At 64.6% G+C, this 13,097-nt stretch carries 15 protein-coding genes; 6 read left to right on the forward strand and 9 right to left on the reverse strand.

All coding sequences use genetic code 11. The features are described from left to right. Positions 1-27: 27 nt before the first annotated feature. The 5 genes from FJW08_RS00215 to FJW08_RS00235 are packed head-to-tail and all read right to left on the reverse strand — an operon-like array spanning position 28 to position 3,072. The gene (locus tag FJW08_RS00215; protein WP_140757747.1) at positions 28-459 is read right to left on the reverse strand and encodes a DUF4440 domain-containing protein; all 432 of its coding nucleotides are present in this window, start codon (positions 457-459) and stop codon (positions 28-30) included. Continuing rightward, the gene (locus FJW08_RS00220; RefSeq protein WP_140757748.1) at positions 456-1,511 is read right to left on the reverse strand and encodes an aldo/keto reductase; all 1,056 of its coding nucleotides are present in this window, start codon (positions 1,509-1,511) and stop codon (positions 456-458) included. Before FJW08_RS00220 ends, FJW08_RS00215 begins: the two co-directional genes overlap by 4 nt. 1 nt (position 1,512) lies before the next feature. Further along, positions 1,513-1,857 (reverse strand): TIGR04076 family protein, encoded by a 345-nt coding sequence (locus tag FJW08_RS00225; RefSeq protein WP_140807953.1) that lies wholly within the window; start codon positions 1,855-1,857, stop codon positions 1,513-1,515. A gap of 1 nt (position 1,858) precedes the next feature. Beyond that, a complete protein-coding gene (locus FJW08_RS00230) occupies positions 1,859-2,341 on the reverse strand; it encodes a DUF3830 family protein (protein WP_140757750.1) in 483 nt (160 codons plus the stop codon). Further along, positions 2,338-3,072 (reverse strand): GntR family transcriptional regulator, encoded by a 735-nt coding sequence (locus tag FJW08_RS00235; protein ID WP_140807955.1) that lies wholly within the window; start codon positions 3,070-3,072, stop codon positions 2,338-2,340. The genes FJW08_RS00230 and FJW08_RS00235 overlap by 4 nt, the downstream gene beginning before the upstream one ends. Positions 3,073-3,199: 127 nt before the next feature. Between FJW08_RS00235 and FJW08_RS00240 the strand changes: the two genes are divergently transcribed. From FJW08_RS00240 to FJW08_RS00260, 5 genes are read left to right on the forward strand one after another with little or no spacing between them, the layout of a single operon-like run. Further along, complete coding sequence (locus tag FJW08_RS00240; RefSeq protein ID WP_140757752.1) at positions 3,200-4,000, forward strand: ABC transporter ATP-binding protein; 801 nt, start codon at positions 3,200-3,202, stop codon at positions 3,998-4,000. Then, positions 3,997-4,737, forward strand: coding sequence for an ABC transporter ATP-binding protein (locus FJW08_RS00245; protein ID WP_140757753.1), 741 nt, complete (start codon positions 3,997-3,999; stop codon positions 4,735-4,737). The genes FJW08_RS00240 and FJW08_RS00245 overlap by 4 nt, the downstream gene beginning before the upstream one ends. Beyond that, positions 4,734-5,642 (forward strand): branched-chain amino acid ABC transporter permease, encoded by a 909-nt coding sequence (locus tag FJW08_RS00250; protein WP_140807957.1) that lies wholly within the window; start codon positions 4,734-4,736, stop codon positions 5,640-5,642. The genes FJW08_RS00245 and FJW08_RS00250 overlap by 4 nt, the downstream gene beginning before the upstream one ends. Next, on the forward strand, positions 5,639-6,622 hold the full coding sequence (locus FJW08_RS00255; protein ID WP_181182794.1) for a branched-chain amino acid ABC transporter permease: 984 nt from the start codon (positions 5,639-5,641) through the stop codon (positions 6,620-6,622). The genes FJW08_RS00250 and FJW08_RS00255 overlap by 4 nt, the downstream gene beginning before the upstream one ends. Beyond that, positions 6,619-7,923 carry an FAD-dependent oxidoreductase gene (locus FJW08_RS00260; protein WP_140807959.1) on the forward strand — a complete coding sequence of 435 codons (1,305 nt, stop codon included), beginning with the start codon at positions 6,619-6,621 and terminating at the stop codon, positions 7,921-7,923. Before FJW08_RS00255 ends, FJW08_RS00260 begins: the two co-directional genes overlap by 4 nt. 16 nt (positions 7,924-7,939) lie before the next feature. Here FJW08_RS00260 and FJW08_RS00265 read toward each other — a convergent pair whose 3' ends face one another. Genes FJW08_RS00265 through FJW08_RS00280 form a run of 4 tightly spaced genes read right to left on the reverse strand, consistent with a single transcriptional unit; the run spans position 7,940 to position 12,262 of the window. Then, positions 7,940-8,596 carry a GntR family transcriptional regulator gene (locus tag FJW08_RS00265; RefSeq protein ID WP_140807961.1) on the reverse strand — a complete coding sequence of 219 codons (657 nt, stop codon included), beginning with the start codon at positions 8,594-8,596 and terminating at the stop codon, positions 7,940-7,942. 13 nt (positions 8,597-8,609) lie between these two features. Then, a complete protein-coding gene (locus FJW08_RS00270) occupies positions 8,610-9,899 on the reverse strand; it encodes an aspartate aminotransferase family protein (protein ID WP_140807963.1) in 1,290 nt (429 codons plus the stop codon). Positions 9,900-9,905: 6 nt separating this feature from the next. Further along, entirely contained in the window at positions 9,906-10,964 is a 1,059-nt protein-coding gene (locus tag FJW08_RS00275; RefSeq protein ID WP_140807965.1) for a phosphotransferase, read from the reverse strand. Continuing rightward, a complete protein-coding gene (locus FJW08_RS00280; RefSeq protein ID WP_181182795.1) occupies positions 10,961-12,262 on the reverse strand; it encodes an ArgE/DapE family deacylase in 1,302 nt (433 codons plus the stop codon). Before FJW08_RS00280 ends, FJW08_RS00275 begins: the two co-directional genes overlap by 4 nt. A 180-nt stretch (positions 12,263-12,442) precedes the next feature. Here FJW08_RS00280 and FJW08_RS00285 point away from each other — a divergent pair, with 180 nt between their 5' ends. Beyond that, positions 12,443-13,090 carry a GNAT family N-acetyltransferase gene (locus tag FJW08_RS00285; protein WP_140807967.1) on the forward strand — a complete coding sequence of 216 codons (648 nt, stop codon included), beginning with the start codon at positions 12,443-12,445 and terminating at the stop codon, positions 13,088-13,090. Positions 13,091-13,097: the final 7 nt, after the last annotated feature.

Genomic DNA, 13,097 nt, shown 5'->3' on the forward strand with positions numbered 1-13,097 from the left:
ACGAACTGATTTGACGTCTGGAAAGTCTCAGTGTTCCGGCACCTGCAGCCAGGTTTCATGCAGATGCCGCCATTGGACGCCGTTGGGCGCCGATGAACTGGTGGTGAAAACCGCGCTCGACTGGCGACGGCTGTGCTTGCCCGCGCGCAGCTGCGCCTCGACATAGAGGACGACGATCGTATTGCCATCCTGCCATCCGGGCTTGATGTCCTCGATCGAGATAGCAAAGCCGTCGTCGCAGGTGGCCCGGCTGGAGCGGACATGGTCGATCACGGCATCGCGATCGAGGGTCTGGCCGCCTGGTGTGATCATGGTCAAGCCCTCGCCCATGACGGCTTCGAGGCGGCCGAAATCCACTTTGTCGGCCCGCGCGGCGACGAACCAGTCGACGAAAAAGCGATGCAGGTCGACGACTTCGGCGCTGGCCTGCGAAAACAGCGTCGCGCTGGTGGCACTCATGTCCGGCCTGCATTGAGGTTGTAATGCATGATCGAGCCGTGGCGGCCATCGCGGTCGCGCTCCAGCGCGTAGACGTCGCCCTGCGGCCCCTGGCTTTGCCCGATCACGGCAGCGATGATTGCGCGGTCTTCGGCATCGAGTTCGACGTCCATAATTTTGGCGTTGGCCACCGCATGCGCCTGGTTGCGGGCACCGACGATGACCGCCGCCACTTGCGGCTGCTCCAGCACCCAGGCGCTGGCGATGGTGGCGATGTCGACGCCGTGGCGATCGCCGACCGCCTTCAATGCGCGAAGCAGTTGCTGGAACGGGTCCCAGCCGCCGAAATCGTCGATGATCAGCTTGTATTTGACCAGCGAGCGGTTTTCGAGCGGCATGGCGGGTTCGGCCACGCCGAGCCATTTGTCGCTGAGGAAGCCGCCGGCCACCGAACCATAGCAGAGGAAGCTGACGCCGTTCTCCTCTGCAAGTGCGGCGAGGCTGTGCGCCGGGCGCTGGTCGAGCACCGAATATTGCAGCTGCTGGCTGACCAGCGGGACACCGGCTGCCAGGATTTCGGCTAGCCGGGGCGTGTCGAAATTGGTGGTGCCGAGATTGCGCAGCTTGCCCTCGAGCCGAAGCTCGTCGAGCCAACCCATCGCCTCGACATAGCGCGGCTGCGCATAGTCCCACCAGTGGAACTGCACGAGGTCGAGCCGCTCGGTCTTCAGCCTGCGCAGCGACTGGTCGACGATGCCCCTGATGTAATCGCGGCTGATCGTGGCGAGCCGTTCAAGGTCGGGTACCAGTTTGGTATGCACCTTCATTTTGGCCGCTGCATCGAGGCCGCGCTCGTTGGCGAGCCGCAGGCGCGCGGCGCCGATCAGCTCCTCGACGCCGGTGTAGATATCGGCGCAGTCATAGGTCCAGATGCCGGCATCGAAGGTGGCAATCAGATCGGTCACCGCCTGGCTGCGATCGATGGCGCCATGGCCGCCGGCGAGTTGCCAGCCACCGCGTATGACGCGCGAGATGGTGTAGCCAGGACTGAGCTCGAAGGCCTTGGCGGTCATGTCAGGTCATTCTCCTTCGGTGCACGGCCGTGGTTTCGGCATGGCTGAACCGCCGCTTGCCGGTCCTGACGATCCTCAGCCGGCTGGCGCAGTTGGGATCGGGACAGGCGATCTCGGCGTCCGAGGTCATCCAGTCATTCGGGTGGGTCGGGCGCTGCTTTGCCGCCAGCAGCGGCAACACGGCTGCAAGCGAATAGATCGAAAAACCCTGCCCCGCCGGCATCGACAGCATCTCGCCCTTGAGTTCGAAATAGTCGCCGGCCTTGGCGCCGCAATAGATCGGTTTGCCTTCGGGAATGACCGCCTCGACGCGGAGATCGAAGAGCTCGAAACTGTCGTCAGCCATTTCAGGCCCCCACCAGGCTGAAGGTGATGTCGCAGGCGCCGTTGCGGCGGATGATGCAGCAGGCAGCCGCGAATTGATCGCGCTCCTCGGGCTTCACCTGCGCCACCACGCTTCCGGCCAGCCAGCCGATCGGGAACAGAAGCCGCGCGCCCTGTCCGTAGAACAGGCCGATGTCGAAGATGGCATTGGGATTGCCGCCCCACATGCGCGGCGGCACGTAGGACAACACGATGTCGCCCGGCTGCGGCGTCAGTGTCGCATTCTCCGCCGGCAGCGGTTGGGCATAGGCCTGCCCCTCGAGATCGGAGGCAGGAACAGGACAGGAGATCTCAGGTCCCGTCCACATGGCGTGAATGGCGGGGACGACACGTGGCATGGCGAGATAGGCTGTGAGAAAGGCGCCGTTTTCCGGTGCCTTCCCTGGCAGCAACAGCGCCGTGACGGAAAGTTTCGAGCGCGACTCGCTGATCTTGATGGAGGTCATGTCTGGTCTCTCGCGGCGGCGGATTGCAGCTTGCTGCGCAGGAAGGTGAAGGGCCGGCTGATGTCGGCGGCAAGCGCTTCACGTGCCGCCCGCGCGTCCTGCGTGGCCAGCGCCTCGACGATGCGCCGGTGATACTGGGCGGTGTCGACCTCGCCGGCTTCCGAGAAGGCGTAGATGGCGACGCGGATGCAAGGACCTGATTGCAGCCACAGGCTCTCGATCATCGGGATCAGCACGGCCGAGCCGCAGGAGCGATAGATCTCGAAGTGAAAGCTCTGGTTGAGCGTCACTTCGCGATCGACATCCTTCTTGTGTTTCAGCGCCCGCATCTCGTCCCATTCACCGAGAATGGTTTCGATGGTGGCTATCTGGCGCGACCCCATGCGGGCGGCGGCCAGCGCGATCGCCTCGCCCTCGATCAGGATGCGGGCCCGCAAGAGATCGTCGAGGCGTTCCAGCGTGATTGGCGGCACCCGCACCGAACGGTTAGGCAGCGCCTCCAACGCCTTTTCCGTGATCAGCCGGCCAAGCGCCTCGCGCACCGGCATGGTCGAGGTGACCAGCGCGTCGGCCAGACCGCGGATGGTCAGCACCTGGCTCGGCTCGAACAGACCGCCGATCAGCGCGCGACGCAGCTCGGAATAGACGCGATCCTGCACCGTCTCACGGCCGACCGGCGCGAGCTGGGCCGCGATCGCCTCGTTGTTCTTTTCGATGGCAGCCTTTTGCATGGAATTCCGTTCTCGGCGGGTTTTCGGCTTGCGGAGGAAATTAAAGCCGAATAGCGTGATCAAAGCAAGTGTGATCACAAATCAAAAATCAGGAGGCGGCGATGATCGTCTTCGACCAGAGGGATTGATGAGCGAGGCAGCGGAAAGGCAGGGGAAGGAGACCCGTGCGCCGGTTCTGACGGCACGCAACGTCGTCAGGCGGTTCGGCGGCCTTGTCGCCGTCAACGATGTCTCGTTCGATGTCAAAGCGGGCGAAATCCTTGGCCTGATCGGGCCGAACGGCGCCGGCAAGACGACGATGTTCGACCTGCTCGCCGGCAGCATCCTGCCCACCAGTGGCGATATCCTTCTCAACGGCGTGCGAGTCTCCGGCGAAGCCGCTCATCTGCGTATCGGTCGAGGTCTCGGCCGCACCTTCCAGATCCCGCGCCCGCTGCCCAATCTGACGCTGATCGAAAACATCATGCTGGCGGCACAGGGCCAGGCCGGCGAAAGGCTGCTCGCCAACTTCGTCACGCCGTGGCGGGTGGCGGCACAGGAAAAAGCCGCCAGGACAAAGGCACTCGAACTGCTGGAACTCGTCACCCTCAGCCATCTCGCCCATGAGCCGGCGCGCGTGCTTTCCGGCGGCCAGCGCAAGCTGCTCGAACTTGCCCGCGTCATGATGGCGGACCCGGCGATCATCCTGCTCGACGAACCCGCGGCCGGCGTCAACGCGACGCTGCTCGAAGTCATCATCGACCGCATCCGCGACATCAACGCGCACGGCATCACCTTCCTGCTGATCGAGCACAATATCGACATGGTGACGCGGCTCTGCCATCGCGTCCTCGTCATGGCGAGTGGCCAGTTGCTCAGCGAAGGCACGGCGGAAGAAGTCGCCCGGGACCCGCGCGTCATCGAGGCCTATCTCGGAGGCACCGCGTGAGCCAGACCGTCCTCGATATCCGCAATCTCGAAGCGGGTTATGAACCTGGCGTACCGATCGTGCGCGGCGCCTCGATCACCGTAGAAAAGGGTGAGATCGTCGTCGTCCTCGGCCCCAATGGCGCCGGCAAGTCGAGCTTCATCAAGGCGATCGCCGGCCTGATCCCGATCACCGGCGGCACGGTATTGCTGGACGGCAAGGACATCACCGCCGCACCGGCGCACACCATGGTGCGGCTTGGCCTCGCCTTCGTGCCGCAGACCGAGAACATCTTTCCGCTGATGTCGGTCGAGGACAATCTGAGGGTTGCCTGCGGCATCCTCGACCGTCGCGAAATCCCCGGCCGCATCGAGGAGATGTATGCCGCCTTTCCCGATCTCGTCCGCCAGCGCCGCACCGCCGCCGGCAATCTGTCGGGCGGCCAGCGGCAGATGCTCGCGGTCGCTCGGGCGCTGATCATCCATCCCAAGGTGCTGGTGTTGGACGAACCGTCGGCCGGCCTGTCGCCGAAATTCGTCGCGATGGTTTTCGAGATGCTGGGCGGCATCCGCAAGTCCGGAGTCACCATCCTTTTGGTCGAGCAAAACGCCAAGGCTGCACTTGCCATCGGCGACCGCGCTTATGTGCTGGTCGAGGGCAGGGACCGGCACGAGGGCATTGCCTCCGAACTGTGGAACGACCCGGTCGTGGCCGAACTCTATCTCGGCCGGCGCCCTCAGCAGGGAGGCGCGGCATGAGCCTGCAATTTATCGTCGACGGATTGCTGACGGGCTCGATGATCGGCCTCGGCGCCATCGGCGTGACGCTCACCTATTCGATCCTGCGCTTCTCGAACTTCGCGCATGGCGACTTCATGGCCTGGGGCACCTATGCGACGCTGACCATGGTCAGCGCCATCGGCGCAACATTCGGCAAGGTCGCGCCGATCGCGCCGCTGTCGTTCGGCTGGCCGCTCCTCGTTGCATTGATCGTCGGCATGGCATTTACCGCCTTGCTGGCGCTGCTGCTCGACAAGGTGCTGTTTTCACGGCTGCGCTCGCAAGGCCAGGCGATCATCGTGGTGATGGCGAGTTTCGGCGCGTCGATGGCGCTACGCAGCCTGCTCGAATTCACCTTCACCTCACGGCCTACCTATTTCAGCCGGGCGATCCAGATCGCCATGCCGGTCGGCTTCGGTATCCGCATCACGCCCGACCAGATCGCCCTGTTGCTGCTGACCGCTATACTCGTGCTCGGCGTGCATCTGTTGATGACACGCACTCAAGTCGGCCGCTCGATGCAGGCCTTGAGCCAGAACGCGGCACTGGCCCGCATCGTCGGCATCGACGTCGCCAGCGTGGTACGGGTGACCTGGATCATCGGCGGCGCGCTCGCCTGCGTGGCTGGCGTGATGATCGGCATCCTGGTGCAGATCCGCCCGTTCATGGGCTTCGACATGCTGCTGCCCATGTTCGCCGCCGCCATTTTGGGCGGCATCGGCAGCATCCCGGGGGCGGTGCTCGGCGGCCTGATCATCGGTCTCGCCGAAGCCGGCGCGGTGCAGCTGATTGGCGCCGAGTGGCGTGCCGCCGTCTCCTTCATCATCCTCATGGCGGTACTGTTCGTGCGGCCGATCGGCCTTTTCGGAGTTCGGGAAAGATGATCGATCTCATCGGCTACGGCGCGTTCTTCCTGACCACGGCGCTCATTTTCTCGCTGGTCACGCTCGGGCTCAACCTGCAATGGGGCCTGACCGGCCTGTTCAATGTCGGCCTCGCCGGTTTTGTTGCCATCGGCGCCTACACCTCGGCACTGCTGACGACACCGGACGACCCCGCGCGGCTTGGCGGCTTCGGCCTGCCCATCCTCGCCGGCTGGGCGGGCGCCATGGTCGTTGGCGGTATTGCCGCGGCACTTACCGGCATGGCGACGCTGCGTCTTAGATCCGACTATCTGGCGATCACCACCTTCGGCGTGGCCGTCGTCGTACAACTGGTCGCGCTCAACGCACAGAAACTGACCGGCGGACCATTCGGCATCGGCTTCATCCCGCGTCCCTTTGGCGGCCTTGCGGAGACGCCGCTGCTGTTCAACCTGTCGAACCTTGCCATTGTTTGCGCTGTGACGCTGATTGCCTATCTCGCCTTGGAACACCTGTCGCGAAGCCCGTGGGGCCGCGTGCTGAAGGCGCTGCGTGAGGACGAGCGGGCGGCGATTTCACTCGGCAAGAGCGCGCGCTTCTACCGTGTCCAGGCGTTTGCCGTCGGCGGCGCCATCATGGCGCTGGCCGGCGCGCTGCAGGCGCATTTCACCGGCTTCATCGCTCCGGACAATTACCTGCCGATCCTCACCTTTCAGGTCTGGGTGATGCTGATCGTCGGGGGCTCGGGCAGCAATCTCGGCGCCGTCATCGGCAGCATACTGGTCTGGGCGATCTGGGCAGGGTCGGGCACGCTGACCAGCGTGCTGTTTGCGCCCGAGCAGCAGGCGCGCGCCGCCTCGCTGCAGATCGTCGCGATCGGTGTCATGCTTTGCGTCATCCTTCTGGTCAGGCCGAACGGGTTGTTCGGCGACAGGCCGCGGCGGCCGCGCTTTGGCAAGCGCAGGCGGATCGCTACGGACAAAGGCAGTTCCGGTTCATGAACACTGCTATCCGCCAAGGTGCGAACGGCACTTCGCTCTGGCATGCCACCAGCCGCGATCACCGGGACCGGCCGACGCTGCAAGGCAGGCTCGATGTCGATCTGGCCATCGTCGGCGGTGGATTTTCCGGTCTGTCGACCGCGCTGCACGCCGCGGAAAAAGGCATTTCGGTCGCCGTTCTCGAAGCCGAAATCATCGCCTGGGGCGCGACCGGCAGGAACGCGGGTTTCGTCGTGCCGAACTTCGCCAAGATGGACCCCGATAGCATCCTCGCGCATCTCGGCCCCGAACGCGGCGAAAGGCTGATCGATTTCGCCGCCGGCAGTGCCGACCTCGTCTTCGGCCTGATCCGGCGGCACGGCATCGACTGCGATGCGGTGCAGAGCGGATGGATCCAGCCGGCGCACTCGCCCGCCGCGCTGGAGAAGGTCAAATCACGCGCGGGACAGTGGGCGCGGCGTGGCCGGCCTGTCGTCACCCTGGATCGGCGAGAGGTCGAAGCGTTGACCGGCGCGCGCGGCTATGTCGGTGGCTGGATGGATCGCTCCGGCGGCGTGCTCAATCCGGTCGCCTACGCACGCAGACTGGCCGATGCGGCGGAAAAGGCCGGCGCGCAAATTTTCGAGCGGACACGTGTCACGTCGGTCGATCGCATAGCCGATGGCTGGGCGCTGAAAACGCCATCGGGCTCGGTGCGCGCGGCCAGGGTGCTGATCGCCACCAACGCCTATGGCGGGTCGCTCAATCCTTTGCTGCAGCGGACTTATTTTCCGCTCAAGGTTTTCCAGATCGCGACCGCGCCACTACCGCTCGAAATCCGCACGCGTCTACTTCCCGGTGGGCAAGGCGTCGGCGATACCAGGCGCAATCTCTTCACCTTTCGCTTCGACGCCGATAACCGGCTGATCAGCGGCGGCATGCATATTCTTGGCGCCGGCGCCGATACGCGCGTGCCGCAAACAATCTGGCGGCGGCTTGCCAGCCACCTCGACCTGCCTGATTTGCCGCCGCTTGCCTACATCTGGTCGGGGATGGCGGCGGTCGAACCGGATTTCCTGCCGCACCTCCTGGACCTCGGCCCGGGCCTGATCGCCGGCCGCGCCTGCAATGGACGCGGCATCGCCATGACCACGGCGATGGGCAAGGTGCTGGCCGACTGGGCCGCTGGAGCCGAAGCGCGTGATTTGCCGCTGCCCTTTGCACCGCCGGCGCCAATCCCATTCCATACCCTGTTGCGGCACGCACCCAACATGCTGCATGGCTGGAGCATTCTGCGTGACCGGATGGACCACGCGGCATAGACCCACCGCCGTGCGATCAGCGCGCCGTGCGAAGATTCTCGGAGAGAATAGCGGCCGCCGCCGCGATGTCCTGCTCGAGGGAAGCTCGAACGGCTGGACCGTTGCGTTGTTCCAGCGCGGCGACGATCCTTCGGTGCGCGTCGTTGGACTGCGGAATGTAGCGATCAGCCCGCATCAGGAGCTTGAGATAGGGTCCAACCCGACCCCAGAGATCGCGGATCATGTTCAAGAGGATCGGCGCGCCGGCATGCTCATAGATAGCGAAATGGAAGGCCTCGTTCAGGGAGAGATAGGTCGTGGCGTCTTGCGCCTCGATGGCCCGCTGCATCCCGGTGAGCGCGACCTGTATGTCCACCAGCGCGCGCTCACTCATCCGCGTGGCGGCCATCTCGCCCGCCAGCCCCTCGACGGCGATGCGGATACGCGTCAGTTCCTCGAAAGCGGGTTGGGACAGCAAGGGCACGATGATCGAGCGGTTGTTCTGCATTTCCAGAAGCCGCTCGGCGACCAGCCTTTGCAATGCCTCTCGGATCGGGGTGGTCGAGATGCCGAAGGTTTCGGCGAGCTTGCGGATGACCAGGGTCTGGCCCGGACTGAACCCGCCTGAAATCAATTCCTGCTTGAGCGCGCCATAGGCGCGGTCATTGAGGGTTTGATGCTCGAGCTTCAGCATGCGCCTGCTCGGCTCACCATTTCGACAGTGCGCGGTCGAGCGTCTCGGCCAGTTGCTCGGCATTGTCCCTGGCAAAGGGCAGCGGCGGCCTGATCTTCAGCACATTGCCGCGCGGACCGCAGGACGAAATCAGCACGCCGTCGTCGCGCATGGCTTCGACGACGGATGAGGTCTTGGCAGCGGCGGTGGCCTCATCATCCGCCCTCAGCTCGACGCCGAAATAGAGGCCATTGTGCCTGATATCGGCGACCATGCCGTGCCGGCTCTGCAAGGCGCGCAGCAGGTCCCCCGTATAGGCGCCGACGTTGGATGCATTCTCGACCAGCCCCTCGCCTTCGATCACCTCGAGCACGGCGATGCCGACGGCGGCCGCGACCGGGTTGCCACCGAAGGTGTTGAAGTAGCCGGTGTTCGAGCCGAACGAGCTCACCAGTTGCGGCCGCACGATCACCGCACCCATTGGATGCCCATCGCCGATCGGCTTGCCCATGGTGACGATGTCAGGCTCGAGGCCGTAGTTGGCGAAGCCCCACATGCCCTGGCCAAGCCGGCCGAAACCGGACTGGACCTCGTCGGCGATGACGATGCCGCCGGCCTTTCTGACGTGATCGGCCGCCTCGCGCATGACAGAAGCATCGGGGAAAAAGATGCCGTCACTGGAAAAGGCGGAATCGAGAAGCAGCGCCGCCGGACGGATGTTTTGCGCGCGCATGTCCTCGATGGCGGCGGCGACATTTCTGCCGAAATCATGGGCGGCGCGGCCGCCGTCGCGGAACGTGTCCGGCACTGCCACGGTGCGATGCTGCGCAGGCACGCCCTTGGCCCCGACCGCCGCCGGTGACAGCTGCGCCGTCGCGATGGTGGCGCCGTGGTAGGCGAAATCGGTGATGATCACGCCGGTGTTGCCGCTGGAGTGCTGGGCGATGCGGATGGCGAGGTCGTTGGCCTCGCTGCCGGTGCAGGTGAACATGGCGTGGCCGAGATGGGATGGAAGCGTGCCGAGAAGCTTTTCCGCGTAGTCGAGGATGATCTCGCTGAGATAGCGCGTGTGCGTGTTGAGCGTGGCGGCCTGTCCCGAAAGCGCCTCGACGACGCGCGGATGGCAGTGTCCGACCGAAGCGACGTTGTTGTAGGCATCGAGGAATTTTCGGCCGTGCGCATCGTAGAGCCAGACACCGCTGCCACGCACCAGATGAATCGGATTGCGGTAGAAGACGCGATAGGTCGGCCCGAGCAACCTGGCGCGGCGTTCGAGCAGCGCGCGCTCGGCATCGGCGGAGGCACTTGGAAAGGACTGGGACACGGGCGTCTACTCCGGCTTGGAATGGTCGAGGAAATAGCGGCGGGCTTCAGCGGACGACAGCCCGTCCAGCCGTTCGAGCGAGGCCCAGACCTCGGTGATGAGGCGCAGGACATAGTCGCGCTTGGCCGGGAACCGGTCGGCCTGCCAGCTGGCGATGTTGGCGATGAGCGCGAGGCGGGCACGAATGAGGTGGAAGAGAATGCCAAGCTCTTCGATCTCGAGCGGCTGCACCGATTGATAACCGGCGACGAAGCGTGCCGCAGGCGCCAGCGGATGACTTTCGGCCGGCCAGCGATAGACGGCACCGATAGCGAGATCGCAGATCAGCGGCGAATGGATCATGTCGCCGAAATCGAGGATGCCGCCGACCACTTCCGGCCGCGAGGCATCCATCACCACATTGTAGGAATTCATGTCGTTATGGACGATCTGGGCGCGCAGCCCGGGGATGACCGGCGCCGCATGTTCCTCGAAAGCATCGATGACACGCTCGACCATGGCGCGATGGCCGGCGTCGGCGATATACGCCAGCATCGGCCGTGTCTTGGCGACCTTCCTGATATCCCAAAGCAGGTCGCTGCCGGCGGCCGGATGAAAGAAGCCGCGCAGTGCCCGGCCAAGCCGGGCGAGGAAGATGCCGAGATTGCGATCCTGCGCCGCCGACGTGGGCGAGCGCGAAAGCAGCTGGCCGGGCAGATAGGTAACCAGCCTGACGATGCGCGGCGCCGATCCGCCGACGCTGACCGTAAACTGCGCTTCGCCTTCGAGGCTCTTGCGCACCGAGGGAACAGGCAAAGCCGGATCGACCGTCAGGATATGGTCGAGCGCCTTGTTCTGGAAATCGGTGAAGCCGGCCTCTTCCGCCGGATGCGAGACCTTCAGTACGAAGTCGCCCTCGCCTCCTGTCTTGATATGGAAGTTGTGATCGCGTTCGCCCGGCAGCGCGCGCGCGCTGCCGGTGAGCCCGTAGTGCAGGCGCAACAGGGCAAGCGCCTCGGCGATCGAAACGTCAGGCGCATCCTCGGCAAGCGTGTCGCCGAAGGCATCCGACACGGCCGCGTTCATGGCCCGACCTCGGGATCGATGGGTTCGAGACCGCACCAGTCGGCGATGAAGAGCGCGATGGTCTGGGTGACCTTGCGCACGGAGTCGAGATCGACGGCCTCGTCATAGCCATGCGGCATGCGGCAGATCGGGCCGTAGACGATCGCCGGCGTGTCGGCATAAAGGCCGAAGAAGCGGGCATCGGTGGTGGCCGAGGTGACATGCTCGGTCAGTGGCTCGCCCCACACGGCGACATGGCTGCGCCGCAATACGGCTTCCATCTCGTCGGCGCCTTCCAGCACGTAGCCCTCGGCCATGAAGCCGTTATAGGTCATTCTGGGCGGGCGATTGGCGAGAAACGGATCGGCGCGCGCCGCATCGGCGATGCAGGCCTCGAGTTCGGCCCTGGCATCCTCCAGCTTCCGGCCGGGATAGGTCGCGACCCGCATCTCGAAGACACAGCGCGCCGGTACGCTCGATGTCCATTCGCCGCCTTCGATCTTGCCGAGGTTGAAGCGGATCGGGTGCGGATGATCGCAGAAATGCGGATCATCGACCTTGCGCGCGTTCCAGACGGTTTCGAGCTGCTTCAGCGCCTGGATGATGAGGAAGGCCTTCTCGATGGCATTGGCGCCGGCGGAAAAGGCGCCCGACGCGTGCTGCGGATCGCCGTCGACCTCCACCCTGAACCAGATCGGCCCGACCTGTGCCCGCATCAGCCTTGGCTCCAGCGGCTCGGGAATGAAGGCGGTATCGGCGCGGTAGCCACGCTGCAGGCAAGCGAGCGCGCCGTTGCCGGTGCACTCCTCCTCTACGACCGACTGCAGGAACACTTTCGCCGCTGGCTGATAGCCGAGGCCGCGCAATGCGGCCAGCGCATAGAGGCAGGCCGACAGGCCGGCCTTCATGTCGCCGGCGCCTCGGCCATGCATCCAGCCGTCCTCGATCGCCGGATCGTAGGGGTTTCGCACCCAGCGGTCGAGCGGTCCCGTCGGCACCACGTCGATATGGCCGTTAAGGATCAGCGACCGACCGGTGGCATTTCTCGGCGTGTGGGTGGCGACGACGTTGAAGGCATCGCCATACGAAACCGCGACGGGTGAAAATCCGGGCAGGTCGCGGATAGCATCGACATCGACACCCCACATATCGACCGCATAGCCATTGGCTTCATAAGCAGCCGCCATGAAGGATTGCGCGGCATGTTCCTCGCCGCGTTGTGAGGGAAAGCGCACGAGATCGGCCAGGAAGGCGAGCTGGCGGTCGAAGCCTTCGTCGACTGCCCGCAAAATGGCCTCATCCGCAATCCGCTCAGGCATGATATTCCGCTTTCCGATGAATGATGTATCATATCTCATATGCCATTTCCCGAAAAGGCAACAAGACAGGCGGGTCAAAATGATGGCCCACCCCCTGGAGCCTCTTGGCAGGCGGTCGCAGAGTTGGCATCAGCTTCTTGACATGTCGGCAAGGCTGCGCGGCGGAAGATTCGAGGACAGATGCAAGTCACCGAGGGCGCATTGCCGGATGAAATCACCGACCTCGCGTCCGGCTACCGGCGTGTGCCGGCCGGCAAGATCGTCAATGCGGTGACGTGGATGGAGGCGCGCGCGCCGGTGCAGGGTCTCGGCCAACCCCTGGCAATGACGCGCGTCACCGAGCCCGACTCCGCCGTCTACCGCGCGGTCTTCCTGGAGATCGGCGCACCCTGGCTCTGGGACCGCGCCGCCGAAATGTCGGACGGCGACATCGCGGCGCATTTCGCCGACCCACGCCAGCATCTCTATTACGGCCACGATGAAAGCGGCGGCCGTGTCGGCATGGTCGAATTCTCAGTAACCGACAGCAACGAGATCGAGATCACCTATTTCGGCCTGTTCCCTTCCTTGACCGGCCGAGGCTTCGGCAAGCGGCTGATGGCTGGCGCACTCGATCAGGCATGGCGCCTGGAGCCCAGCCGCATCTGGCTGCACACCAGCAGCTTCGATCATCACAGCGTCATCGGTTTCTACAGAGCTTGCGGGTTTGAACCCTTCGCCGCCGGGTTCGAAATCACCGACGATCCGCGGATCAAGGGAACCCTGCCGCGCGGTGCGGCCCCGCAAATCCCGCTGATCGAGACCGAATGGGTGCCCGGCGCCAGATGAGACCGTC

The sequence above is a fragment of the Mesorhizobium sp. B3-2-1 genome, from assembly GCF_006439515.1.
Lineage (GTDB): Bacteria > Pseudomonadota > Alphaproteobacteria > Rhizobiales > Rhizobiaceae > Mesorhizobium.

Coding starts and splice junctions, on each gene's coding strand:
- FJW08_RS00275 (WP_140807965.1), bottom strand. CDS start 10,964: ATGAACGCGGCCGTGTCGGATGCCTTCGGCGACACGCTTGCCGAGGAT.
- FJW08_RS00240 (WP_140757752.1), top strand. CDS start 3,200: ATGAGCGAGGCAGCGGAAAGGCAGGGGAAGGAGACCCGTGCGCCGGTT.
- FJW08_RS00235 (WP_140807955.1), bottom strand. CDS start 3,072: ATGCAAAAGGCTGCCATCGAAAAGAACAACGAGGCGATCGCGGCCCAG.
- FJW08_RS00225 (WP_140807953.1), bottom strand. CDS start 1,857: ATGGCTGACGACAGTTTCGAGCTCTTCGATCTCCGCGTCGAGGCGGTC.
- FJW08_RS00285 (WP_140807967.1), top strand. CDS start 12,443: ATGCAAGTCACCGAGGGCGCATTGCCGGATGAAATCACCGACCTCGCG.
- FJW08_RS00265 (WP_140807961.1), bottom strand. CDS start 8,596: ATGCTGAAGCTCGAGCATCAAACCCTCAATGACCGCGCCTATGGCGCG.
- FJW08_RS00250 (WP_140807957.1), top strand. CDS start 4,734: ATGAGCCTGCAATTTATCGTCGACGGATTGCTGACGGGCTCGATGATC.
- FJW08_RS00280 (WP_181182795.1), bottom strand. CDS start 12,262: ATGCCTGAGCGGATTGCGGATGAGGCCATTTTGCGGGCAGTCGACGAA.
- FJW08_RS00230 (WP_140757750.1), bottom strand. CDS start 2,341: ATGACCTCCATCAAGATCAGCGAGTCGCGCTCGAAACTTTCCGTCACG.
- FJW08_RS00215 (WP_140757747.1), bottom strand. CDS start 459: ATGAGTGCCACCAGCGCGACGCTGTTTTCGCAGGCCAGCGCCGAAGTC.
- FJW08_RS00220 (WP_140757748.1), bottom strand. CDS start 1,511: ATGACCGCCAAGGCCTTCGAGCTCAGTCCTGGCTACACCATCTCGCGC.
- FJW08_RS00260 (WP_140807959.1), top strand. CDS start 6,619: ATGAACACTGCTATCCGCCAAGGTGCGAACGGCACTTCGCTCTGGCAT.
- FJW08_RS00255 (WP_181182794.1), top strand. CDS start 5,639: ATGATCGATCTCATCGGCTACGGCGCGTTCTTCCTGACCACGGCGCTC.